Source organism: [Roseibacterium] beibuensis (genome assembly GCF_039542305.1).
GTDB classification, from domain to species: Bacteria; Pseudomonadota; Alphaproteobacteria; order Rhodobacterales; family Rhodobacteraceae; genus Roseibacterium; species Roseibacterium beibuensis.
Window position 1 is genome coordinate 1041434 of sequence record NZ_BAABHW010000001.1, and the last position, 24943, is coordinate 1066376.

Below are 24943 nucleotides of genomic sequence, written 5' to 3' on the forward strand. Positions count from 1 at the left end.
GAAGGACGACATGGATATCTGGTCAGATCTCAAGGCGCATCACGCGGCGAAATCGGGGCGCTCGATCCTGTCCCTCTTCGAAGCACCGGGGCGGGCCGAGGCGTTTTCCCGCCAGTCGGATGGACTGCTCTTCGATTTCTCGAAAACACGGATCGACGAGGGCGCGCTGTCGCTTCTGCTGGAACTGGCGCGTGTGAGCGGGGTCGAGGCGCGGCGCGAGGCCATGTTCACGGGCGACAAGATCAATGAAACCGAAGGCCGCGCCGTCCTTCACACGGCATTGCGGGCGCCCGGCGGCGATGTGCGCGTCGATGGGCAGAACGTCATCCCCGGCGTGCTGGAGACGCGCACCCGCATGGCGCAATTCGCTCAGGCCATCCGGTCGGGCGAGATTGCCGGCAGCGGCGGGCGCTACACGGACGTGGTCAATATCGGCATCGGCGGCTCCGATCTCGGGCCGGCGATGGCGACGCTGGCCCTGGCGCCGTATCACGACGGGCCGCGCCTGCATTATGTCTCGAACGTCGATGGCGCACACATCAACGACACGCTGCAAGGGCTTGATCCGAAAACGACATTGGTGATCGTCGCTTCCAAAACCTTCACCACGATCGAGACCATGACCAATGCCGAAACGGCGCGCGCATGGATGGCGGCCGAGGTCGCCAACCCGGCCAGCCACTTCGCGGCGCTGTCCAGCGCGACCGACAAAACCGCCGCTTTCGGGATCGACCCGTCGCGCGTTTTCGGCTTCGAGGATTGGGTCGGCGGGCGCTATTCGCTCTGGGGTCCCATCGGTCTGGGCCTGATGATCGCGGTCGGGCCCGAGAATTTTGCCGAGTTCCTGTCGGGCGGCCACGCGATGGACACGCATTTCCGCGAGGCCGATCTGGCCGACAACCTGCCGGTTCTGCTGGCCCTTGTCGGCATATGGCACAACCAGGTGGAAGGCCACGCCACCCGCGCCGTTCTGCCCTATGACCAGCGCCTGTCACGCCTGCCGGCCTATCTTCAGCAGCTTGAGATGGAGAGCAACGGCAAGCGCGTCGCGATGGATGGCAGCGATCTGGCCACCGATAGCGGCCCCATCGTCTGGGGGGAGCCGGGAACAAACGGCCAGCACGCCTTTTACCAGCTGATCCACCAGGGCACGCGCGTCGTGCCCTGTGAATTCCTCGTCGCGGCCGAGGGGCACGAGCCGGGCCTTGCCCATCATCACCGCCTGCTTCTGGCCAATTGCCTTGCCCAGTCCGAGGCGCTGATGCGCGGCCGCAGCCTTGAGGAGGCCCGCGCGATCATGGCGGCCAAGGGGCTGGACGGCGCAGAGCTGGACCGGCAGGCGCGCCACCGTGTTTTCCCGGGCAATCGCCCCTCGACCACGCTGATGTATCGCAAGCTAACGCCCTTCGTTCTGGGCCAGGTCATCGCGCTTTACGAACACCGGGTGTTCGTCGAGGGCGTGATCCTCGGCATCAACTCCTTCGACCAATGGGGCGTGGAACTGGGCAAGGAACTGGCCAAGGCGTTGGAGCCGGTTCTGTCCGGCGACGCGGACGGAGCGGACAAGGATGGCTCGACCCGCGCGCTGGTGGCCTTCGCGCAAAGCGTCAGGAATGGGGCCTAAGCTTCGGAAACGGCGCCATCTTCTGAGATGAAGGCCTGCTTGCCTGCCTCCGGGATCGGGTGCCGCCCCGGCGCATCGCGATTGAGCAAGACGATGATCGCCTCGCCAGTCGCCGTGCATCTGGCCTCGCCGTCCTCCGACGGGAGCCAGACGCCGAACTCCATGGTGAAGGACGTCCTGCGGAACGCCCGCGTGCGTCCGGTCACGACATAATCCATGCCCGAGAACATCTCGGCCAGGTAGTCGCAACTTGCGCGTTTCAAGACCAGGCGGGGGCTGTCCGGCCCGTAATCGGTGACCTTCCGCGCCTCAAGATACGGCAGGCGAAAGCTCTCGAACCAGCGCAGATAGGCGGTGTTGTTCACGTGCCCCAGCGCGTCGATCTCGCCGAAGCGGACGCGGTCGGCCATGCCGAAACTCCAGGGTGCGGGGATGCCAAGCGCGCGCAGCGTCGGGGCGTCAAGCGGTGTGTGATAGCGCAACATGGCCCTGATCTGCCGCGCGCGGGGGCGACTGGCAAGTCGATTTGCGCTTTTCATCCCCGTGGTGTCGCGGATTGACCAGAGCACGCCGCGCGCGCCCGCCAGCATGGGCGGAAACGCGAACCGGAGATGTTTCATGCGCACCCATGCCCAGGCCGTCGTCATCGGGGGCGGCGTCATCGGCTGCTCGATCCTGTATCACCTAGCCAAGCTGGGTTGGTCCGAGGTCGTGCTTCTGGAACGCGACGAGTTGACGAGCGGCTCCACCTGGCACGCGGCGGCCAATATCCACGGGCTGCATGACAGCACGAATATCAGCCGCCTCCAGCACTACACGATGACCCTCTACAAGGAATTGGAGGCCGAAACCGGCCAGTCCTGCGGCGTGTTCCAGCCCGGCTCTCTCTACCTCGCGCAGACCGAGGCGCGCGAATATCAGCTGCGCCTGCAAGAGGCCAAGGCGCGGCGCTACGGCATGAATTTCCACGAGGTCAGCCGCGACGAGGCCGAGCGCCTGCACCCGCTGGTCGATTTCACCGGCATCCGCTGCATCATGTACGAGCCTGACGGCGGCAACGTGGACCCCTCGGGCGTGACCAATGCCTACGCGGTCGGCGCGCGCCAGCGCGGGGCCGAGATCCACCGCTTCACCCCCGTCACCGCGACCGAGGCGCAGCCCGACGGCACATGGATCGTGCGCACGCCCAAGGGCGATATCCGCACGCCCTGGGTGGTGAACGCGGCCGGCCTTTGGGGGCGCGAGGTGGCGGCGCTGGCCGGGTTGGACCTGCCGCTGATCCCGACCGAACACCAGTATTTCGTCACCGAGACCATCGCCGAGATCGCCGGGATGGAGTGCCGTTTGCCCTCGGTCGCGGACCGGGATGGCGAGTATTACCTGCGGCAGGAGGGGCAGGGCTTGCTCGTCGGCGCTTATGAACGCGACGTGCGCTTCTGGGCCGAGGACGGCACACCGCAGGGTTTCGGGCATGAGCTCTTCCCCGACGATCTCGACCGGATCGAGGACAATGTCATGCGCGCGATCGACCGGGTGCCGGTGATCGGCACGGCGGGCATCAAGCGTGTTATCAACGGCCCCATGATCTGGTCGCCCGACAGTGCCGCCCTGATGGGACCGGTGCCGGAATTGCCCGGTTATTTCTGCTGCAACGGGATCATCCCGGGCTTTTCGCAATCGGGCGGGCTGGGCCGCCTTGCGGCCGAATGGATGGTCGAGGGCGAGCCGTCGCTCGACATGTTCGGCTGGGACCTTGCGCGCTTCGGGGCCTGGGCGGGCAAGGATTTCACCAAGGCGCGGGTGGGCGACCAATATGCCCACCGGTTCAAGATCCATTTCCCCGGCGAGGAGCGGGAGGCCGGTCGCCCCGTCCGCACCCGTCCCGTCTACGAAATGCAAAGCAGTATGGGGGCCGTCTTTGGCCTCAACTACGGCTGGGAACATCCGCTTTATTTCGACGCCGACACGCCCGACAGCGCGGGCTTCACCCGACAGCCGTGGTGGGACAGCGTGGGCCGCGAGGCGCGCGCCCTGCGCGAGACCGGCGGCATCATCGACATCTCGAATTTCGCGAAATACCGCGTGGTCGGGCCGGGGGCGGAGGATTGGCTCAACGCGCTTTTCGCCAACCGCATGCCGCGCGCCGTGGGCCGATCCTGCCTGACGCCGCTGATCGGCAAACGCGGCGGCATCGCCGGGGATTTCACCGTCACCCGATTGGGGGAAGAGGAGTTCTGGGTCCTCGGCTCGGGCATGGCGGAACGTTATCACCAGCGCTTCTTCCGTGCCGTGCCGCTGCCCGAGAGCACGCGTTTCGACAGCTTGACCGAGGCCGTCTGCGGCTTCAACCTGGCCGGGCCGCAATCGCGCGCGCTGCTCGAAACGCTGACGGATGCCGACCTCTCCAACGAGACGTTTCCCTTCTTCCGCTCCCGCCGTATCACCGTCGCAGGCATCGGCTGCGTCGCCATCCGCGTCAGTTTCACCGGCGATCTTGGGTGGGAATTGCATTGCGCCGAGGCCGACCAGCTTGCCCTCTACACCGCGCTGATCGAGGCCGGGCAGGGCATGGGGATCGGCCCCGTTGGCAGCCGCGCCTTGATGAGCCTGCGCGTCGAAAAGGGCTATGGCAGCTGGGGGCGCGACTATTCCCCCGAATACTGGCCGCAGGAAAGCGGGCTCGACGGGCTGATCCGCGCAGACAAGGACTTTCTGAACAAGGACGCGTGGCTGGCGATCAAGGACAAACCTGCGCGCGAGCGCATGGTGATGCTGGAGATCGACGCGACCATCGCCGACGCGACCGGGGGCGAGCCGATCTTTTTGCCGGACGGCACGCCGGTTGGTCAGGTCAGTTCCGGCGCTTACGGCTATTCCGTCGGAGCCTCGCTGGCTATCGCCTATCTCAAGACCGATTACGCAACTCCGGGAACCGAGGTGACGGTCGCGATCCTCGGTCAGCCGCACGAAGCCAAGGTGCTGTCAAAGCCGCCCTTCGACCCGGAGGGCCTGCGCCTGCGCGATAGGCATCCTGTCTGCGAACCGGCTGAATAGGCCGCGAACATTGGCTTTTCGGAGAATTTGGAGCGGGTAACGGGAATCGAACCCGTAACTTAAGCTTGGGAAGCTCGCGTGATACCTTTTCACCATACCCGCGCTCTGGACGGCTGAGATACTGCCGATCCGAGGGCGTCGTCAAGGGCCGTTGGTGGCTGTTTACCCCCGGCGACGCCGCCTGCGCCCTGTGCCATCCCCACCGCCCGAGCTTGCGCCGAAATGGATCTGGGGCAGGGCAGCGACCTTGGCCAGTTCCGGGAAGGGGTCGGTCGCGTGCGGAATGGCGTTCGCGTTCACGAAATGCTCCTGGAAGCGCGGCTCGACCGCCGTTTCGACCTTGTGGATCTTGCGCACGGTCTGCTCGATCCGGCTCCGCGCCGCGCGGTTGCACAGCGCGATGCGCGCGCCATGCCCGGCGGCGTTCCCGGCGCTCGTGACCTTGTCCAGCGGCGCATCGGGGATCATGCCCAGAACCATCGCGTGTTTCGGGCTGATATGCGCCCCGAAGGCCCCGGCAAGGATGACCCGGTCCACCTTGTCGACGCCGCGCTGGTCCATCAGCAGGCGCGCGCCCGCGTAAAGCGCCGATTTCGCCAGTTGGATCGCGCGGATATCGCCCTGCGTGACAAGGATGCGCGGCCCGCCTGCCGACGTCGCATCGTGGAGCAGATAGGCAAAGGTCCGTCCCTGCGCCTCGCAGCGCGAGCTGCCCGTCGCCTCCGGCCCGCCGATCAGGCCCGAGGGATCGAGAAGGCCTGCCATGCGCATCTCGGCCACCGCCTCGATGATGCCCGAGCCGCAAATGCCGGTGACGCCCGTATCCCTGGTGGCCTCGGCAAAACCGGGGTCGGTCGACCACAGATCGCAGCCGATGACCTTGAAGCGCGGCTCTTTCGTCTCGGGGTCGATCTCCACCCGTTCGATCGCGCCCGGCGCGGCGCGCTGCCCGGCGCTGATCTGCGCGCCCTCGAAGGCGGGACCTGTGGGCGAGGAACAGGCCAGAACGCCTTTCGTGTCGCCCAGAAGGATCTCGGCATTGGTGCCCACGTCCACGATCAGGGTCAGGTCCTCGGCGCGGTCCGGTTCCTCGGCCAGTGCAACGGCGGCGGCATCGGCGCCCACATGACCCGCGATGCAGGGCAGCAGGTAGGCCTGCGCCGTGGGCGCGATGCTCGTCAGCTCCAACTCGGCGGCGGGCAGGGTGACACTGCCCGAGGTCGCCAGCGCGAAGGGCGCCTGGCCCAGTTCCACGGGGTCGATGCCAAGCAGCAGGTGATGCATCACCGGGTTGCAGACGACGACCACCTCGAAGATCAGCGCCGGGTCGATCCCGCCCTCGGCCGCGATCTCGGCGGCGAGCGTTGCCATGGCCTCGCGCACCGCGCGGGTCATCTCGGCATCGCCGCCGGGGTTCATCATCGCGTAGGAGACCCGGCTCATCAGGTCTTCGCCAAAGCGGATCTGCGGGTTCATCAGCCCGGAGGAGGCCAGAACCCGCCCGTCGCCCAGGTCGCACAGATGCGCCGCGATGGTGGTCGAGCCGAGGTCAATGGCCAGCCCGTAAAGCCCGCCCTCATGCAGCCCCGGCCAGATGTCGAGCACCCGCATCCCATCCTGCCCGGCGGGCTGATGCAGCGCGACGCTGACCTGCCAATGGCCCTTGCGCAGCGCCGGTTGCAGCTTTTGCAGGACCGATAGCGGCGCCGTGACGCCCTCGATCTGCCATTGCTCTTTCAGGGCCTTGGCCAGACGCTCGAAATCGCCCGAGGGCTCGTGCATGTCAGGCTCTTGCACCTCGACCATGACAAGCCGCGTGGCCGGGTCCATGGTGATTGGCTTGGTCGAGGCCGCCTTGCGCACGACCTGCCGATGCACCTGGCTTTCGGGGGGCACATCGATGACGATATCGCCCTGCACCGTCGCCTGGCAGCCAAGCCGCCGGCCGGGCTTCAGGCCGCGCACACGGTCATAGCGGTCCTCGACCGCGTTCCAGTCGCTCAGCGCGCCCTCGTGCACGGTGACGCCATGCTTCGGGAAATCGCCGTAGGACGGCGCGACCTGGCATTTCGAGCAGATCCCGCGCCCGCCACAGACCGAATCCAGATCGACGCCCAACTGCCGGGCCGCCGTCAGAACCGGCGTGCCGACCGGAAAGCGCCCCCGCTTGCCGGACGGGGTGAAGATGACGAGGGGATCTTGTGTCATGCCAACCTTTTCGCGTTGTCGCGCAGATAGAGCGCGCACCGTCGGAGGAGAAGAATTTTCCCGAAAATTCTTCGGCCCGAATAATCTTCGTGAAGATTTTTCGCGTCAGACGATGACGCGCAGATCCGACCGGGTGCAGATGATGATGAACTGCCCGCCCGCCTCCAGCAGGTGAAAGCCGCGGCGGCGCACCTCCAGCTCCAGCGCCTCGCGTCCGGTCTTCCGTTCCACATCTGCAACGCTGCGCCGGACGACGCCCCCCGTTTGTGCGGATCGGGCCGAGAAGATCTGGCTCATCCACTGGTCATTGGCAGAGAGGGGGCGCAGGCAGGTCATGGACCCGAGCTTGCCCCATCCCGGTTAACAAAAGCTTAGCCCGCGCGCCGCCGCCCGCCGCGACGCCCGCCGCGCCCGCCACCGCTGGCCTGTGCGGCCTTGGCCGCGTCGGGGAAGGTGGCGCCCTCTTTCACCGCGTCCAGAACACGGGCGAAATTGATCCACTTTCCGCCATTGGGGTCGTGGTTCATCAGGAAATTCGCGGCGTTCACCGCCTCCATCTCGACCGAGCGGACGGGGTTCATGATCGCGCTGGTCATGCCCGCGCCAATGGCCATGGGCAGGAAGGCCGCGTTGATCCCGTGGCGGTTGGGCAGGCCGAAACTGATATTCGAGGCCCCGCAGGTGGTGTTGACGCCCAACTCGTCGCGCAACCGGCGCACCAGCGCGAAAACCTGCTGGCCCGCCGTCGCCATCGCGCCGATGGGCATCACCAGCGGGTCCACCACGATGTCATGGGCCGGGATGCCGAAATCGGCGGCGCGTTCGACGATCTTCTTCGCCACGGCGAAGCGCACGTCCGGGTCCTCGGAAATCCCGGTGTCGTCGTTCGAGATCGCCACCACCGGCACGTTGTATTTCTTGACCAGCGGCAGGATCGTCTCCAGCCGCTCTTCCTCGCCTGTGACCGAGTTCAGGAGCGGGCGGCCATTGGCCGTCTCCAACCCGTTTTCCAGCGCGCCCGGCACCGAGCTGTCGATGCAGAGCGGCACGTCAACCAGCGCCTGCACCTTTTCGATCAACGCCTTCATCAGCATCGGTTCGACGAAATTGTTGTCGGCGTAACGCGGGTCCTCGGCCATCTTGTTGGTGAAGACCGCGCCCGAGTTCACGTCGAGAACCATCGCCCCGCAGGCGACCTGCTCCAGCGCGTCCTTCTCGACGGTCGAGAAATCGTCCATCTCCAGCTCGGCAGCGAGTTTCTTGCGGCCGGTGGGGTTGATGCGCTCGCCGATGACGCAGAACGGCTCGTCAAAGCCGATGACGACGGTCTTGGTCGCGGATTCCAGAACGGTGCGGGTCATGTCAGGCGGTGCTTTCTCAGTGGGCGTTTGCAGGTTTGGCCGAGGCGCCGCCATTGGCGATGGCCCATTCGGCATTGGTCTTGATCCCGCCGAGCGGGAAGAAATGGATGCGCTCGATCAGGCTGTCGGGGTTTTCGGCCTTGTGCCGCGCCAGCGCGCGCAGGATCTCCGTCGGCTCCATCGGCTTGACCAGTTTCGACACGTCCCGCGCGCGGCGCTGCAACACGCCCAGCGAGGGGCCGACACCGCAGGCGATGGCAAACTTGATCAGGGTTTGCAGCTTCGCCGGCCCCGCGACGCCCAGATGGATCGGCAGGTTGATGCCCGCTGCCTTCAGGCGGTCGGCCCAGGCGATGACAGGGCCTGCATCAAAGGCAAACTGCGTGGCCAGCGCCATCTTCGCATCCGTCCGCTCGGCGAAAGCCTGTTTCCAGCGCAGCGCCTCCATGACGGATGCGTCACCGCCTTTGGGGTCGATGTCGCGGTTGCCCTCCGGGTGGCCGGCCACGTGCAGCCGCTTGAACCCGGCCTTGTCGAAAAGCCCCGTCTCAAGCAGTTGCATCGAGCAATGGAAAGCCCCGCGCGGTTCGGGGATGCCCCCGGCCAGGATCAGCCCCTCGGTCACGTTGGCCTCGTCCTGGTAACGCGCGATCCAGTCCGCGAGCGTCTGCGCATCGGGGATCGAACGGGCGGGGAAATGCGGCATCACCTCGAACCCGTCACGGGCGAGGCGGCGCGCGGTATGCACCATGTCCTCGATCGGGGTGCCGTCGATATGGGCGATGTAGACGCGCGTGCCGACCGGCAGAAGGGCACGAAAATCCTCGACCTTGTCCGCGGTGCGCGGCATCACCTCGATGGAGTAGCCCTCAAGCAATGCTTCGAGCGAGACGGCTCCGGGCTCGACCGGGCGGGCGCGTGCAGCGGGGCTGCGGAAGGACAGAAGGGCCATGAGTGTCTCCCGGAATGAAGGCAAGGTCGGTCAGGTGGCCGGGGTGGTGTCATCCACCCCTTCGGTATCGATCAGGCGCTTGAGCCGCGCGTCGTCATACTCTGTGTCGAGCCGCGCGGCGGTCTGGCCGGCGATCTCGGACGGGTCGCCCTCGACCTCGCCGATCTCGACCTTGTGCCATTCGCGCAGATAGGCGTCCTCGTCCCGCGCGCCGATCTTCATGGCAACCCGGTCGATGGCCTGCTCGAACCGTTCGGGCAGGGGGGCTTTGGCCCCGCGGCGGCCCTTGCCCACGATCACCTGGGCGGGGATGTCGCGCCAATAGACAAGGGTGACGGTCGGCATTCAGATCTCCTGTTCGCGCGCGGCGGTCCTGCTGTTCCGCGCCACCATAGGATCGATGCGAGGCCCTCCCCGTGTCAATTTCGACATGACGCCGCGCGGGAGCGACCAAGATCCGACTTTCTGGTGTTCTTTTGTATGCCGGACCGGGGCCGCGCTGGGTCTGCACCGTCGATTTGCCGCGATGCGGTCGCCGCCGCGCGCGTGTCGTATAAACCGGCATGATTTCAAGGCATTCGAAAAATTGCCTGTGCGATCGGCACTGCGACATGTTGTGTCGTGGCCGTCTTGTGGATACATTCGATCCAACCATTGAATTCCGGAGGCGCCCCATGTCGCGCAAGCGATCCCGAGGTGCCGGCCCGTTCCCCAGACCTGTCGCGACGGTCGTGCCGCCCGCGACCCCGCCTGTCGAACGTCGACCTGCACCCGCACCCCGCCCGGACCCGGCGGATCTTTATGCCGCGCTCGATCTCGGCACCAATTCCTGCCGCATGCTGATCGCCCAGCCCAAGGGCAACCAGCTCCATGTGGTCGACAGCTTTTCCAAGAGCGTGCAACTGGGGCAGGGGCTGGAGGCCTCTGGCCGGCTTGGTCGCGCCTCGATGGCGCGGGCCGTGGGCGCGCTGAAGATCTGCCAGAAGAAACTGTCGAAACATCGCGTGGAGCGCATGCGCCTGGTCGCGACCGAGGCCTGCCGCCGCGCCTCGAACGCGGCGGAGTTCATCGACCTCGTGCGCCGTGATACCGGCCTGTCGCTGGAGATCATCGAACCCGAGGAAGAGGCGCGGCTGGCCGTGGTCTCCTGCGCGCCGCTGGTCTCGACGAAAACGGAACAGCTGCTGGTCGTGGATATCGGCGGCGGCTCGACCGAGTTGGTCTGGATCGACCTCAGCCGCGTGCCCAAGCTGGAACGCCCGCGCGCCATCATGCGCCTGCACCAGGGGTTCGATCACGAGGACACGATCTTTCCCCGCGCCAAGGTGGTGGACTGGATCTCGATCCCGCTGGGGGTCGCGACGCTCAAGGACATGTATTCCGACGTGGCCGATGACGGCGCGCGGTTTGCGTTGATGAGCTGGTTCTTCGAAGAGCAACTGGCCGAGTTCTCGCCCTATGACGATGCTGCCGACCAGGCGCGCGAGGGGTTCCAGATCATCGGCACCTCGGGGACCGTCACGACCGTTGCTGCCAGCCACCTCGGGCTGCGCCGCTACGACCGCAACAAGGTGGACGGGCTGCGCATGACGTCCGACCAGATCGACATGGTGATCAACCAGTATCTCGCCCTTGGCCCCGAAGGCCGCCGCCGCGACCCGCGCATCGGACGCGACCGGCAGACCCTCATCATGTCGGGCGCCGCGATCTTGCAGGCGCTGCTTCGGGCCTGGCCCACCGACCGGCTGAGCGTGGCTGACCGTGGTCTGCGCGAGGGGCTGCTTTATGCGCAGATGTCGGCCGATGGCGTGTTGGAGGACGGTCCGTTCTGACATCTGAGGGGTTGCGCCGCCTCTGGCGTCGCCCGGGGAAGCGCCGAAAGGGGCATCGAGCCCCTTCCGGCGCTTGCGCGCTCCGCGCGGGCATATTTATTGGATAAAGATTGGAACTGGGGATGCGCCCGGCAGGGCGCATCGCGGGAAAGGGCAACGGCATGCCGAAGAAGAACACGAGCGGGCGCGGGCAGCGCGATTTGCGGGTGAAGGTGAAGACGGCGCGCGGGCGCAAGCTGTCCTCCACCCGCTGGCTGGAGCGGCAGTTGAACGACCCTTACGTCGCGCGCGCCAAGCGCGAGGGCTATCGCGGGCGGGCGGCCTTCAAGATCCAGGAACTGGACGACAGGTATCGTTTCCTCGTGCCCGGGGCGCGGGTGGTCGACCTCGGCTGTGCGCCGGGGGGCTGGTGCCAGGTGGCCGTGCCGCGGATCAACGCGCTTGGGGAGAAGCCGGGCAAGGCGGTGGGCCGGATCATCGGCCTCGACCTGAAGGAGGTGGAACCGATCCCCGGCGCGGAACTGCACGTGCTCGACTTCATGGAGGAGGGCGCGGACGACAAGGTCAAGGACTGGCTTGGCGGCAAGGCCGATGTCGTGATGAGCGACATGGCGGCCTCGGCCTCGGGTCACAAGCAGACCGACCACCTGCGCATCGTTGCGCTCTGCGAGGCGGCGGCCGAGCTGGCTTTCGACGTGCTGGAAGAGGGCGGCACCTTCGTTGCCAAGGTCCTGGCCGGGGGCGCGGAAGGGGGGCTTCAGACCCTGCTCAAGCAGCGCTTCGACAAGGTCGCCAATGTCAAACCTGCCGCCAGCCGGTCGGACAGTTCCGAGAAATTCGTCGTTGCCACTGGGTTCCGGGGCTAGTCCGTTTGGTGCCCCTTTCCATCTTTATCCCCTGAAAATGCCCGCCGGAGGCACAAGCGCCGCAAGGGGCTCGATGCCCCTTGCGGCGCTTCGACCGGGCGACATGCGCAGCATGGCGCAACCGCTGACCTCGCCCCCCAAGCGTCGCACCCAAGATTTCGCCCTTTCCCTCGGGTCCGCCACATGAGATAGGGACGTGCCAACACGAACCCTCCAAGGAGACGCCCGATGGAGATTCGCGAGGCTCTGACCTTCGATGACGTTCTGCTGGTTCCGGGGGCAAGCTCTGTCCTGCCCTCCGACGCCGATACGCGCACCCGCGTGACCAAGGCGATCAAGCTCAACATCCCGCTCCTGTCCTCGGCGATGGACACGGTCACCGAAAGCCGCATGGCGATCGCCATGGCGCAGGCGGGCGGCATGGGGGTGATCCACCGCAACCTCGATGTCGAGACCCAGGCCCGCGAGGTGCGCCGCGTCAAACGCTTCGAATCCGGTGTCGTCTACAACCCCGTGACCCTGCGCCCCGACCAGACGCTGGCCGATGCCAAGGCGCTGATCGAACGCTACAACTTCACCGGGTTCCCGGTGGTGGACGAGAAAGGCCACGTGGTCGGGATCGTCACCAACCGCGACATGCGCTTCGCCACCTCGGACGACACGCCGGTCAAGGTGATGATGACCTCGAACGACCTCGCCATGCTGCGCGAACCGGCGGACCTGGAAGAGGCGAAAAGCCTGATGAAGGCGCGCCGGATCGAGAAGCTGCTGGTCGTGGACGGGGCGGGCAAGCTGACCGGGCTGCTGACGCTCAAGGATACCGAGCAGGCGGTGCTGAACCCGCAGGCCTGCAAGGACGAGTTGGGCCGCCTGCGCGTCGCTGCCGCCACCACCGTGGGCGATGCGGGCTTCGCACGGTCCGAGGCCCTGATCGACGCGGGTTGCGACCTGATCGTGATCGACACGGCGCACGGCCATTCCGAGGGGGTGGGCAAGGCGGTCGAGCGGGTCAAGAGCCTGTCGAACGCCGTGCAGGTCGTCGCGGGGAACGTCGCCACCTATGACGCCACGCGCGCGCTGATCGACGCGGGCGCGGATGCCGTGAAGGTCGGGATCGGCCCGGGTTCCATCTGCACCACGCGGGTCGTGGCGGGCGTGGGCGTGCCGCAGCTCACCGCGATCATGGATTGCGCCAGGGCCGCCGCCGACAGCGACACGCCGATCATCGCCGATGGCGGCATCAAGTTCTCGGGCGATTTCGCCAAGGCCATCGCGGCGGGGGCCCATTGCGCCATGGTGGGCAGCATGATCGCCGGCACGGATGAATCGCCCGGCGAGGTTATCCTTTACCAGGGCCGTTCCTTCAAATCCTATCGCGGCATGGGCAGCCTTGGGGCGATGGCGCGCGGCTCGGCCGATCGCTATTTCCAGAAGGATGCGGCCAGCGACAAGCTGGTGCCGGAAGGGATCGAGGGGCAGGTGCCCTACAAGGGCGCGGCGGGCGCCGTCATCCACCAGATGATCGGCGGTTTGCGGGCGGCCATGGGCTACACCGGCTGCGCCACCGTGGACGAGATGCGCGGCAATTGCCGATTCGTGCGGATCACTGGCGCGGGCCTCAAGGAATCCCACGTCCACGATGTTCAGATCACGCGGGAAAGCCCGAATTACCGTGGAGGCTGAATGCCTTGCGGTTCGACCTTAAGGTGATGCATTGACGCCGGGCGCGCGGATCTCCGCGGCGATTGCCGTGCTGGATGACTGGCGCGGCGGCACCCCTGTCGAGCAAGCGCTGACCCGTTGGGCGCGCGGCGCGCGCTATGCCGGGTCCAAGGATCGCGCAGCGGTGCGCGACCATGTCTATGACGCGCTGCGCCGCGCCGAAAGCTGCGCGCAGATGGGCGGCGGACGGGATGGGCGGGCCATGATGCTGGGTCTGCTGCGCCTGCAAGGGCGCGATCCGGCCGAGCTTTTCACCGGCGACGGCCATGCCCCCGCCCCGCTGTCCGCGGCCCAGGCAGAGGCCCCGTCGCAGGCTCCCTCTCCCGAATGCGATATCCCCGATTGGCTCCGCGCGCCGGTCTCGGACCAGGTGGATGATCCCGAGGCGCTTTTTGCCAGTTTCGCGCATCGCGCCCCCCTTTGGCTGCGCGTGAACCTGCGGCGCGCCACGCCCGAGGCGGTCGTCGCGTCCCTCGCCGCCGATGGCGTGACGGCCCGCACCACGCCCCTCTGCACCACGGCGCTCGAGGTGACCGAGGGCGAACGCGCCCTGCGCCGCGCCGCCGCCTATCTCGACGGGGTGGTCGAGCCGCAGGACCTTTCCGTTCAGCGCGCCCTCGACCGCGTGGACTGGCCCGGACAGGGCCGGATCCTCGACTATTGTGCCGGGGGCGGGGGCAAGGCGCTGGCCCTTGCCGACCGGTCCGACGCGGCGATCTTCGCCCATGACGCCAACCCGGGGCGCATGGCCGATCTGGGGCCGCGCGCCGCGCGGGCCGGCGTGTCGATCCGGCAGGTTGCGACGGCAGGGCTGGAGGGCCACGCGCCGTTCGATGCGGTGCTCTGCGACGTGCCCTGTTCCGGCTCGGGCACGTGGCGGCGCGACCCCGAGGCGAAATGGCGGCTGACGCCTGCGCGTCTCGACAAGCTTTGCGCCACGCAGGACGCGATCCTCGTGGCCGCCGCGCGGCTGGTGGGGGCGCAGGGGCGCCTCGTCTACATGACCTGTTCGCTGTTGCGGGTCGAGAACGAAGACAGGATCGACGCGTTCCTCGCCCGCCATCCCGGCTGGCGGCTGGAGCATCAGGGGCGCGACACGCCGTTGACCGCCTCGGACGGGTTTTTCTGCGCAAGCCTGTCGCGCGACGGGTGAGCGGGCGACATTCCCGGCTTGATCCGGCAAGAATTCGCCGCCCGCGCAGAAAATTTTCGGCATTTTAAGTTTCGTTTAACGATTTCGCGCTCGAATGGCGCATCGGCGCGGGTTGGCGCGTGTTCGACCGCGAAAACGAGAGGACGAAAAGCTTGAGCGACGGGCTGTGCGAAGATCACGCGACCGCCGAGGTCGACCGCGACCTGCTTGGCCATCGGTTCGCCGAGCTGGGGCAGGGGGGGCAGTTCCGCCCCGTCATGATCCTCGTGCTTGGCCTTCTGTGCGCCGCAGCGGCGTGGATGGTCCCGTCGGACCTTGCGCAGTTCGGCCTTCTTGCCGCGACCGGGGGGCTGTTCTCGGCCGCGCTCTTGCTGGCCTTGCGCGATCTGCGCGGCTTCGTTCGGCGACGGCGGGATCTCGTGTCAGCGCTTCGGTTCTGCGACCACGATCCGGCGGCCAGCTTCGTGACCGATGCGACCGGCGCGATCTTCGCGTGCAACAAGGCCGCGACCCGGCGCTTCGGCGACCGTACGGGCCAGCCCGTGGCGCGCGCGATCGCGGGCCTGTTGCCCAGTGCCGGCACCGTGGTTTTCCGGCAGGAATCCGCACTGGCCCGCAGACCCGCCACCTCGGAAACGATCGTCACACCGCGCGGCTCGGTGCGGCTGACGGCCCAGCGCCTGAGCGGCGGTGTGTTGTGGCGCATCGACGACCTCGCCGATCAGGTCCAGCGGCCGGGCGGGGCGATCGGCCTGCCGATGATGATCGTCAGCCGGAACAACACGATCCTGTCCATGAACGACGCGATGCGCGATGTGCTTGGCCGGCGCGTCACCGCGATGGGCGACATGTTCCCCGACCTGCCCCTTGTGGCGGGGCGGCGCACCAAGATGAAGACCGCCGAAGGCATGATCGAGGTCATCCCGATCATCGTCAATTCGCCCGATGGCCGGCGTGAGGTCTACGCGGTGCCAGGGCTGGCCGAACCGCCGGCTGCCTCCGTTGCGGCCCGCGCGTTCGAGGCGCTTCCGGTGGCGCTCCTCCATATCGGGGCGGACGGGCAGGTGCTGGCCTCGAACCGTCCGGCGCAGAAGCTTTTGGGCGTCGCGCCCGAGGAAACAGGGATGCTGTCGCAATTCGTCGAAGGGCTGGGCCGCCCGGTGAACGACTGGGTGGCCGACAACCTGACGCAACGCGTGGCCTCTCACCCCGAGGTGGTGCGCGCCCGCAAACGCAAGGATGAATGCTTCTTGCAGATCTCGCTGTCGCGGATCACGGATGCGACCGGGCCGTCGCTCCTGGCCGTGCTGCACGACGCGACCGAGCTCAAGACGCTGGAACAGCAATTCGTCCAGAGCCAGAAGATGCAGGCCATTGGCGAGTTGGCGGGTGGAATCGCCCATGATTTCAACAACCTGTTGACCGCGATCACCGGCTATTGCGACCTGCTTCTGCTGCGCCATGACCATGGCGATCCCGACTATGGCGATCTGGTGCAGATCAACCAGAACGCCAATCGCGCCGCCAGCCTGGTGGGGCAGTTGCTGGCCTTTTCGCGCAAGCAGACGCTGGAACCCGAGGTGCTGGACCTGCGCGATACGATGGGCGAGTTGACCCATCTGCTGAACCGCCTGGTGGGCGAGAAGATCACCCTGATGCTCAGCCACGATCCGGGCCTTCTGCCGATCCGGGTCGATCGCCGTCAACTGGACCAGGTCATCATGAACCTCGTCGTGAATGCCCGCGACGCCATGCCCGATGGCGGCGAGGTGCGTGTCGAAACCCGCGTCGTGCGCCTGTCCGAACCGCTGCACCGTGACCAGGCCGTGGTGCCCGTCGGCCAATACGTCACCATCCGCGTCCGCGACCATGGCCATGGTATCCCGCCCGACAAGCTGAACCGGATTTTCGAGCCCTTCTTCACCACCAAGGGGGTCGGCGAGGGGACGGGCCTGGGTCTGTCGATGGCCTACGGCATCATCAAGCAGACCGGCGGCTATATCTTCGTCGACAGCGTGGTCGATGCCGGAACGACCTTTACGATTTACATTCCCACCCATGACCTGCCCGAAACCGATGGGGTCCTTCCCGCCGAAACGGGCGCAGGTGGCGTGTCGTCCGGACAGCAGATCAATGACCGGCTGATCGCGGAACAGGCCGCTGCCGCAAGGCCGCAAACGGCAAGGCGGGCGGCCGCGCCGCCCGCTGCCGGGCCCGACCTTTCCAAGGCGAGGGTCGATGGAGCGGACAAGGACCAAAGCCTGCGGCCGGCCGCGCCAGTCCACGGGTCCGAAGAAGACGACCGGGCGCGCGTCGTGCTTTTGGTCGAGGACGAGGCCCCGGTGCGTGCCTTCGCCTCCCGCGCGCTGCGGCTGCGCGGCTACACCGTGCTCGAGGCCGCAAGCGCCGAGGATGCCCTGTCGGTGCTCGACCGCGCGGACCAGGCCATCGATCTCTTCGTCACCGATGTCGTGATGCCGGGCAAGGACGGCCCGTCCTGGGTGCGCGAGGCGCTCGGCACCCACCCGGACGTGAAAGTGGTCTTCGTCTCGGGCTATTCCGAGGACGCGATCGACGAGATGTCGAGGGGCATTCCGAACTCGGTCTTCCTGCCCAAGCCCTTTACCCTGTCTGAACTGACCGAGACCGTCCGGCGGCAGTTGCACTAACCGCCGAGGCGCAGGCTCCCGTCGCAAAGCGCGTCCCACAAGGCGAATTCCTGCGGCGCGTCACGGCGCAGTCGCGCCTCCATCTCGTGGCTCAGCCCGGTGTCGCCCTCGGGTGAGACGTTGCGCGCGGGCAGGTCCAGATCGACCGACAGGCGGGTTTCGAGGAAGCGCACGAGATCCCCCATCCGGTCATGGCGGAACAGGTGATGTACCCCGACCGCGCCGCCCGCATAGTCGAGGAAGCGGGACTGCCGCCCCACCTGCGCGGGTTCGCCCGGATCGTCGCTTAGCCAGTCCGCCACGAACGCGTCGAAGCTCATCCCGGCGGTCGAGGCCGGCTGACCGGCGATTGCCGGGCGCGCGCGGTACCGGTACCAGCTCGACAGCCAGCCGATCGGCTCGCGCATCACCGCCACAAGCTCCATCGGGCGCGACCGGCGCTGCTCGAAAAACGGGGCTAGCTGGTTGCGGTAGCGCCGCACCGTGCAATGCTTCATCGCGGGCGGGTTCAGGATGGCGCTGTCGGCGAAGGGCAACAGCGCCTCTTCCAGCGCCGTCGTCCCGGTCTTGGGCACCGCCATCAGAGCCAGCCGCGCCTTCCAGAAGATCAGCATTTCCGGCCCCTTGGGAAAAATTTCGTACCGCTAACCCTTTCTTAACGCCTCCACGCCATCTTGGGCACAAGGAAAATTCAACTTGAAATGTTCGCGTTTTGTTTGATATTGATTTGCAGAACAAGAGGTGAACACGAGCACCGCATTGCCGCCCCGGCGGCTGCATGACATAAGGGGTCAACTCCAATGGCAACGGCGAACCTTCTCGACATGACCGACCGCAAATCTGCCGACAAGCAAAAGGCGCTCGACAGCGCGCTGGCCCAGATCGAACGCCAGTTCGGCAAGGGCTCGATCATGAAGCTGGGCGGCGACAACGCCATTCCGGATATCGAGGCGACCTCGACCGGCTCGCTGGGGCTCGACATCGCGCTCGGCATCGGCGGGCTGCCCAAGGGCCGCATCATCGAGATCTACGGCCCCGAAAGCTCGGGCAAGACGACGCTGACGCTGCATGTCGTGGCCGAGGAACAGAAAAAGGGCGGCGTTTGCGCCTTTGTCGACGCCGAACACGCGCTCGACCCGCAATACGCCAAGAAGCTGGGCGTCGATCTGGACGAGTTGCTGATCTCGCAGCCCGACACCGGCGAACAGGCGCTCGAGATCACCGATACGCTGGTCCGCTCGGGCGCGGTCAGCCTCGTGGTGGTCGATTCGGTCGCGGCCCTGACCCCGAAATCCGAGCTCGAGGGCGACATGGGCGACAGCAGCGTCGGCGTGCACGCCCGCCTGATGAGCCAGGCCATGCGCAAGCTGACCGGCTCCATCGCGCGCTCGAACTGCATGGTGATCTTCATCAACCAGATCCGGATGAAGATCGGCGTCATGTTCGGCAGCCCCGAAACGACCACGGGCGGCAACGCGCTCAAGTTCTACTCGTCGGTGCGCCTCGACATCCGCCGCATCGGTTCGATCAAGGACCGTGACGAGGTCGTGGGCAACGCCACCCGCGTCAAGGTCGTCAAGAACAAGGTCGCACCGCCCTTCAAGCAGGTGGAATTCGACATCATGTATGGCGAAGGCATCTCGAAAATGGGCGAATTGTTGGACCTTGGCGTCAAGGCCGGCGTGGTCGAGAAATCGGGCAGCTGGTTCTCCTACGGCGACGAACGCATCGGCCAGGGCCGCGAGAACGCCAAGACCTTCCTCAAGGAAAACAAGGACGTCGCGCTGGCGATCGAGGACAAGATCCGCGCCGCCCATGGCCTCGATTTCCACATGGCCGAGGATGACCCGGACATGGTCGACGACGGCTGACCGCCGCGTGATCCGACTAAACGAGGGGCGGTCCGGCGGGCCGCCCTTTTCGCTTCACCCCACCCGCCCCATGGACAGCACGCATGGGCGGGGTTACATCAGCCCGGACGTGCCGAAACCTGCCCGGAAGTGACCGCCCGACATGGCCAGCCTGAACGATATCCGCTCCACATTCCTCGACTATTTCCGCCGCAACGGCCACGAGATCGTCGACAGCTCTCCGCTTGTGCCGCGCAACGACCCGACCTTGATGTTCACCAACTCGGGGATGGTGCAGTTCAAGAACCTCTTTACCGGGGTCGAACACCGCGACTACCAGCGCGCGGCCACCAGCCAGAAATGCGTGCGCGCCGGGGGCAAGCACAATGACCTCGACAATGTGGGCTACACGGCGCGGCACCACACCTTCTTCGAGATGCTGGGGAATTTCTCGTTCGGGGATTACTTCAAGGAGCAGGCGATTCCTTACGCGTGGGAATTGCTGACCAAGGATTTCGACATCCCGGCCGACAAACTCCTGGTCACGGTCTACCACACCGATGACGAGGCCGCCGAGATCTGGAAAAAGGTCGCGGGCCTGCCGGACGAACGGATCATCCGCATCCCGACCTCGGACAATTTCTGGCAGATGGGGCCGACCGGCCCCTGCGGTCCCTGCACCGAGATTTTCTTCGACCATGGCGAGCAGATCTGGGGCGGCCCGCCGGGCAGCCCGGAGGAAGACGGCGACCGCTTCATCGAGATCTGGAACATCGTTTTCATGCAGAACGAGCAGTTCGAGGATGGCTCGATGCGCGCGCTCGACATGCAGTCGATCGACACCGGCATGGGGCTGGAACGGATCGGCGCGCTCTTGCAGGGCAAGCACGACAATTACGACACCGACCTGATGCGCTCCCTGATCGAGGCGAGCGCAAACGCCACCAGCGTCGATCCCGACGGGCCGAAGAACGTGCATCACCGCGTGATCGCGGACCATTTGCGCTCGACCTCGTTCCTGATCGCGGACGGGGTGATGCCCTCCAATGACGGGCGCGGCTATGTCCTGCGCCGGATCATGCGCCGCGCGATGCGGCATGCGCACCTGTTGGGCGCGAAGGACCCGCTGATGTATCGCCTGGTGCCCGCGCTGGTCAGCCAGATGGGGCAGGCCTATCCCGAGCTTGGCCGCGCGCAGGCACTGATCACCGAGACGCTCAAGCTGGAAGAAGAACGCTTCCGCCAGACCCTCGACCGCGGCTTGCGCTTGCTGGATGACGAGTTGGAAAACCTGCCCGAGGGCGCGGCCCTGCCGGGCGAGGCGGCGTTCAAGCTGTACGATACCTACGGCTTCCCGCTGGACCTGACGCAGGACGCGCTGCGCGAACAGGGCCGCACGGTCGATACAGAGGGCTTCGACGCCGCCATGGCCGAGCAGAAGGCCAAGGCCCGCGCGGCCTGGTCCGGCACGGGCGAGCAGTCCGATGCCGCGATCTGGTACGACCTCGCCGAAGAGCACGGCGCGACGGAATTCCTCGGCTACGACACCGAGAAGGCCGAGGGCGTGGTGCTGGCGCTGGTCAAGGATGGCGAGACGGTCGAGCGCGCCGCGACGGGCGACACGATCGCCATCGTGGTGAACCAGACGCCGTTCTATGCCGAGGCCGGGGGCCAGGTCGGCGATACCGGCACGCTCAAGACCGAGACGGGCCGCGCAAGGATCACCGACACCAAGAAGGTGGCCGGCGTCTTCCTGCACATGGCCGAGGTCGCGGAGGGCGAGATCGCGCCGGGGCAGGGCGCCGAGCTGGAGGTGGAACATGCCCGCCGCTCGACGATCCGGGCCAACCACTCGGCCACGCACCTGTTGCACGAGGCGCTGCGCCGCGCGCTTGGCGACCACGTCGCGCAGCGCGGCTCGCTCAACGCGCCGGACCGGCTGCGGTTTGATTTCAGCCACGGCAAGGCGCTGAGCGCCGAAGAGATCGAGCGGGTCGAGGAGGAGGTGAACGCCTTCATCCGCCAAAACGCGCCCGTCGAGACGCGGATCATGACGCCCGACGATGCGCGCGGGATCGGCGCGCAGGCGCTTTTCGGCGAGAAATACGGCGACGAGGTGCGCGTTGTCTCGATGGGCCAACTGGCGGGCTCGGGCAAGGGCGCGGATGGCAAGACCTATTCGATCGAGCTGTGCGGCGGCACGCATGTGCGCCAGACCGGCGATATCGGCGTCTTCGTGGCGCTTGGCGACTCGGCCTCGAGCGCCGGGGTGCGCCGGATCGAGGCGCTGACCGGCGAGGCGGCGTTCGACTACCTGAGCGAACAGGACCGCCGCATGGGCGCGCTGGCCGCCGAGTTGAACGTGCAGCCCGGCGACGTGCTGGACCGGGTCCAGAGTCTGAAGGACGAGCGGCGCAAGCTGGAAAACGAGGTGGCGCAGCTGCGCCGGCAGCTGGCCATGGTCGGTGGCGGGGCGTCCGAAGCGCCGCAGGCGCGCGAAGTGAACGGCATCGCCTTCCACGCGCAGGTCTTGTCGGGGGTGACGGGCAAGGATCTTGCCGGGATCATCGACGAGCACAAGAACCGGATGGGGACCGGCGCGGTCCTGCTGATCGCCGATACCGGTGGCAAGGCCGCCGTGGCCGCGGGCGTGACGGGCGATCTGGTCGAGCGCGTCTCGGCCGTGGACCTGGTGCGCGCGGCCGTCGAGAAGCTGGGCGGCAAGGGCGGTGGCGGCCGGCCCGATTTCGCGCAGGGCGGCGGCAAGGATGCCGGCGCCTCGGACGAGGCCATCGCGGCCGCGGAAACCGTTTTGAAGGAGGCCTGAGATGCCCTGTGCCTATTGGATAGCCCATGTGACCGTCAGTGACGAAGAGGCCTATGGCCGCTACGCCGCGCTGGCGACGAAGGCGATTGCCGCGCATGGCGGAGAATTCCTCGCCCGGGGCGGCGAGGCCATCCAGAAGGAAGGCCGCGCCCATCCGCGCAACGTGGTCGCGCGGTTCCCGAGCCTTGAAGCGGCCAATGCCTGCTACGAGAGCGCGACCTACCAGGAGGCGCTGAGCCATGCCAAGGGCGCGTCCGAGCGGGACCTTGTCTTGGTGGAAGGCGCTGACTGAGGGTTTGCGCCGTCTGGGACGTCGCCCGGGCGAGCGCCTCGGGGGGCCTTGAGCCCCCCGAGGCGCTGGTGCCTCCGGCGGGAGTTTTTCGGCCAAGATGAAGGGGCGGGTCAGCGCCCGATATAGCGGTCCTTGCGGTGGTTGGTGGCGACGATCAGGTTGGTCACCACGGCGCCGAGAAGCGACCAGCCGACCAGGACGGGGTCGAGTGCGAAGGCGGCGGTCGCGAACAGGGCCGCGTCGAAGCCCAGCTGCACCCATCCGGCCTGGATGCCCACGCGATCCTGCAGGAAGAGAGCGAGGATGCCGATCCCGCCCAAGGACGCCCCGTGGCGGAAGAGGACGATGAGGCCGAGCCCGATCGTGCCGCCCGCAAGCATCGCGCCGAGGGCCGGCTCGAGCCGGTCGAAGGAGATGAGCGCCGGGAAGATCTCGGACAGCGTGGAGACGAGGGCCACGGCGATCACCGTCTTGAGCGTGAAGCGCCAGCCCATGCGCAGGACCGCGAGGACGTAGAAGGGCAGGTTCACAACGAAGAAGACCGCGCCGAAGGACCAGTCGGTCAGGTAGCTGACCAGCACGGCAAGCCCCGCGGTCTGGCCGGTGACGAGGCCCAGATGGGTGAGAAACTGCAGCCCGAGCGCGCACATGGCGGTGCCGAGGAGGAAGGCTTGCGCATCCTCCAGCAGTGAATGGGTCAGGGAATGGTGTGGTTCGGCCATGGGGTGCTTTTTTCCGCGATGCAGCGAAAGCGCAAGGGCCAAATGGTGTGCTGGCCTATCCCGGACCGCCCGAGGAGAAGCTGAATGCCCGGTCGACCGCGCCGGGCATGAAGAACCCAAGGAAGGGTTGCTCGGCGGGGTGTGGGGCCAGGACGGCAGGTGGTCAACGCCGCGCCACAGGGGCAGGGCAGGAAACCCCGCCCCCTCGGTCGATCAGCCGGCGAGCGCCTTGTTGAGGTTCTCGTCGATTTTCTCGAGGAACCCGGTGGTCGTCAGCCATTTCTGGTCGGGGCCGACCAGAAGCGCGAGGTCCTTGGTCATGTCGCCGGCCTCGACCGTTTCGACCACGACACGTTCCAGCGTCTCGGCGAAGGTCTTGAGCTGGGCATTGCCGTCCAGTTTCGCGCGATGCTTCAGCCCGCCGGTCCAGGCGTAGATCGACGCGATGGAGTTGGTCGAGGTCGCCTTGCCCTCCTGGTGCTGGCGGTAGTGGCGGGTGACGGTGCCATGGGCCGCCTCGGCCTCGACGATCTTGCCATCGGGGGTCATCAGCTGGCTGGTCATCAGCCCGAGCGAGCCGAAGCCCTGGGCCACGGTGTCGGACTGCACGTCGCCATCGTAGTTCTTGCAGGCCCAGACGAAGCCGCCGTTCCATTTCATCGCGCAGGCGACCATGTCATCGATCAGGCGGTGTTCGTACCAGGTGCCCGCTTCCTTGAACTTGTCCTCGAACTCCTCTTCGAAGACCTGCTGGAAGAGGTGCAGGAACTGCCCGTCATATTGCTTGAGGATCGTGTTCTTGGTCGACAGATAGAGCGGCCAGCCCATGTTCAGCGCGTAATTCATCGAGGCGCGGGCGAAATCGCGGATCGAGTCGTCGAGGTTGTACATCCCCATGAACACGCCCGAGGACGGGGCGTCATAGACCTCTTCCTCGATCACGGTGCCGTCTTCGCCGACGAACTTCATCGACAGCTTGCCGGGGCCGGGGAATTTCATGTCGGTCGCACGATACTGGTCGCCGAAGGCGTGGCGGCCGATCACGATGGGCCTGGTCCAGCCGGGCACGAGGCGGGGCACGTTGCGGCAGATGATCGGGGCGCGGAAAACCACGCCGCCCAGGATGTTGCGGATCGTGCCATTGGGGCTGCGCCACATCTTCTTGAGGCCGAATTCCTCGACGCGGGCCTCGTCGGGGGTGATGGTCGCGCATTTGACGGCAACGCCGACCTCTTTGGTTTTCTCGGCGGCGTCGATGGTGATCTGGTCATTCGTCGCATCGCGCGATTCCATGCCCAGATCGTAGTAGAGCAGATCCACGTCCAGGTAGGGCAGGATCAGCTTGTCCTTGATGAAGGCCCACATGATGCGGGTCATCTCGTCGCCGTCCATTTCGACGATGGGGTTTTCGACCTTGATCTTGGTCATCTTGTGCCTCGTCCGGTGCTAGGGAGTCGCGCCGTCTGTAGCCGATGATCGCGGGGGAGGAAAGCTATGTATGCCGTTGCATACCAATTATGCGCTCAGCGCAGCGCCGCTGAGGGGCTCCGCCGAGAAACGGGCGTCAGCTTTGCGGATCGGGGGCCGTGCTGGCCTGATGCTTGGCCAGTTTCTGCGCCAGCAGGCGGCGCGCGCGCTGCTCGGCCAGCCGCACCCGGACGAAGGTGCGGAACATCTCCTCGGTCGTGGGGGAGGAGGTGCCGAGCGCGCGGGCGATCTCGTCAATCAGTTGCTCATCCCCGGTTTCCTCGCTCGCCTTGATGACGTCCTGCGCCAGCTTGTCGGCAAGGTTCTCGGTGATGACACTCATC

20 protein-coding genes and 1 tRNA gene are annotated in these 24943 nt (G+C 66.6%); 10 read left to right on the plus strand and 11 right to left on the minus strand.

Annotated features, from left to right (window positions below; translation table 11 throughout):
- Positions 1 to 10: 10 nt before the first annotated feature.
- A complete protein-coding gene (gene pgi, locus ABD923_RS05185; protein ID WP_259546292.1) occupies positions 11 to 1624 on the plus strand; it encodes a glucose-6-phosphate isomerase in 1614 nt (537 codons plus the stop codon).
- Here the strand turns inward: pgi and ABD923_RS05190 are convergent.
- On the minus strand, positions 1621 to 2109 hold the full coding sequence (locus ABD923_RS05190; protein WP_259546291.1) for an acyl-CoA thioesterase: 489 nt from the start codon (positions 2107 to 2109) through the stop codon (positions 1621 to 1623). The genes pgi and ABD923_RS05190 overlap by 4 nt on opposite strands.
- Positions 2110 to 2242: 133 nt before the next feature.
- Between ABD923_RS05190 and ABD923_RS05195 the strand changes: the two genes are divergently transcribed.
- Positions 2243 to 4678 (plus strand): GcvT family protein, encoded by a 2436-nt coding sequence (locus ABD923_RS05195; protein WP_259546290.1) that lies wholly within the window; start codon positions 2243 to 2245, stop codon positions 4676 to 4678.
- Positions 4679 to 4706: 28 nt separating this feature from the next.
- Here the strand turns inward: ABD923_RS05195 and ABD923_RS05200 are convergent.
- The 6 genes from ABD923_RS05200 to ABD923_RS05225 form a co-directional block, all read right to left on the minus strand.
- Positions 4707 to 4780 (minus strand) — tRNA-Gly (locus ABD923_RS05200).
- A gap of 60 nt (positions 4781 to 4840) precedes the next feature.
- Complete coding sequence (locus ABD923_RS05205) at positions 4841 to 6886, minus strand: ASKHA domain-containing protein (protein WP_259546289.1); 2046 nt, start codon at positions 6884 to 6886, stop codon at positions 4841 to 4843.
- A 105-nt stretch (positions 6887 to 6991) separates the two neighbouring features.
- Complete coding sequence (locus ABD923_RS05210) at positions 6992 to 7222, minus strand: N-(5'-phosphoribosyl)anthranilate isomerase (RefSeq protein ID WP_259546288.1); 231 nt, start codon at positions 7220 to 7222, stop codon at positions 6992 to 6994.
- A 35-nt stretch (positions 7223 to 7257) separates the two neighbouring features.
- Positions 7258 to 8247, minus strand: a complete 990-nt coding sequence (locus ABD923_RS05215) for a methyltetrahydrofolate cobalamin methyltransferase (protein WP_259546287.1) — start codon at positions 8245 to 8247, stop codon at positions 7258 to 7260.
- A gap of 16 nt (positions 8248 to 8263) precedes the next feature.
- Positions 8264 to 9199, minus strand: a complete 936-nt coding sequence (locus tag ABD923_RS05220; RefSeq protein WP_259546286.1) for a methylenetetrahydrofolate reductase — start codon at positions 9197 to 9199, stop codon at positions 8264 to 8266.
- Positions 9200 to 9229: 30 nt separating this feature from the next.
- On the minus strand, positions 9230 to 9544 hold the full coding sequence (locus ABD923_RS05225; RefSeq protein ID WP_259546284.1) for a virulence factor: 315 nt from the start codon (positions 9542 to 9544) through the stop codon (positions 9230 to 9232).
- Positions 9545 to 9873: 329 nt separating this feature from the next.
- Here ABD923_RS05225 and ABD923_RS05230 point away from each other — a divergent pair, with 329 nt between their 5' ends.
- The 5 genes from ABD923_RS05230 (at position 9874) to ABD923_RS05250 (ending at position 17441) form a co-directional block, all read left to right on the plus strand.
- Positions 9874 to 11031, plus strand: coding sequence for a Ppx/GppA phosphatase family protein (locus ABD923_RS05230; protein WP_259546283.1), 1158 nt, complete (start codon positions 9874 to 9876; stop codon positions 11029 to 11031).
- Positions 11032 to 11192: 161 nt separating this feature from the next.
- Positions 11193 to 11897, plus strand: coding sequence for an RlmE family RNA methyltransferase (locus ABD923_RS05235; protein ID WP_222187550.1), 705 nt, complete (start codon positions 11193 to 11195; stop codon positions 11895 to 11897).
- Between the two features lie 228 nt (positions 11898 to 12125).
- Positions 12126 to 13580: an IMP dehydrogenase gene (guaB, locus tag ABD923_RS05240; RefSeq protein ID WP_259546281.1), complete on the plus strand. Its 1455-nt coding sequence runs from the start codon at positions 12126 to 12128 to the stop codon at positions 13578 to 13580.
- 31 nt (positions 13581 to 13611) lie between these two features.
- Entirely contained in the window at positions 13612 to 14772 is a 1161-nt protein-coding gene (locus tag ABD923_RS05245) for an RsmB/NOP family class I SAM-dependent RNA methyltransferase (protein WP_259546280.1), read from the plus strand.
- Positions 14773 to 15029: 257 nt separating this feature from the next.
- Positions 15030 to 17441, plus strand: a complete 2412-nt coding sequence (locus ABD923_RS05250) for an ATP-binding response regulator (protein WP_425584018.1) — start codon at positions 15030 to 15032, stop codon at positions 17439 to 17441.
- Here ABD923_RS05250 and ABD923_RS05255 read toward each other — a convergent pair.
- Complete coding sequence (locus ABD923_RS05255) at positions 17438 to 18055, minus strand: gamma-glutamyl kinase (protein WP_259546276.1); 618 nt, start codon at positions 18053 to 18055, stop codon at positions 17438 to 17440. The two genes, ABD923_RS05250 and ABD923_RS05255, sit on opposite strands and share 4 nt — an antisense overlap.
- Before the next feature lie 186 nt (positions 18056 to 18241).
- Between ABD923_RS05255 and recA the strand changes: the two genes are divergently transcribed.
- The 3 genes from recA to ABD923_RS05270 all read left to right on the plus strand — a co-directional run bounded on the left by recA (position 18242) and on the right by ABD923_RS05270 (position 22410).
- The gene (gene recA, locus ABD923_RS05260) at positions 18242 to 19312 is read left to right on the plus strand and encodes a recombinase RecA (protein ID WP_310796366.1); all 1071 of its coding nucleotides are present in this window, start codon (positions 18242 to 18244) and stop codon (positions 19310 to 19312) included.
- A 142-nt stretch (positions 19313 to 19454) separates the two neighbouring features.
- Complete coding sequence (gene alaS / locus ABD923_RS05265; RefSeq protein ID WP_259546274.1) at positions 19455 to 22118, plus strand: alanine--tRNA ligase; 2664 nt, start codon at positions 19455 to 19457, stop codon at positions 22116 to 22118.
- Between the two features lies 1 nt (position 22119).
- Positions 22120 to 22410 carry a DUF1330 domain-containing protein gene (locus tag ABD923_RS05270; protein ID WP_259546273.1) on the plus strand — a complete coding sequence of 97 codons (291 nt, stop codon included), beginning with the start codon at positions 22120 to 22122 and terminating at the stop codon, positions 22408 to 22410.
- Positions 22411 to 22520: 110 nt separating this feature from the next.
- On the opposite strand, the gene ABD923_RS05275 is transcribed toward ABD923_RS05270, so the two are convergent.
- The 3 genes from ABD923_RS05275 to ABD923_RS05285 form a co-directional block, all read right to left on the minus strand.
- On the minus strand, positions 22521 to 23132 hold the full coding sequence (locus ABD923_RS05275; RefSeq protein WP_259546272.1) for a YitT family protein: 612 nt from the start codon (positions 23130 to 23132) through the stop codon (positions 22521 to 22523).
- Between the two features lie 213 nt (positions 23133 to 23345).
- Positions 23346 to 24560: an NADP-dependent isocitrate dehydrogenase gene (locus ABD923_RS05280; protein WP_259546271.1), complete on the minus strand. Its 1215-nt coding sequence runs from the start codon at positions 24558 to 24560 to the stop codon at positions 23346 to 23348.
- Between the two features lie 136 nt (positions 24561 to 24696).
- The gene (locus tag ABD923_RS05285; protein WP_259546270.1) at positions 24697 to 24942 is read right to left on the minus strand and encodes a hypothetical protein; all 246 of its coding nucleotides are present in this window, start codon (positions 24940 to 24942) and stop codon (positions 24697 to 24699) included.
- Position 24943 lies beyond the last annotated feature (1 nt).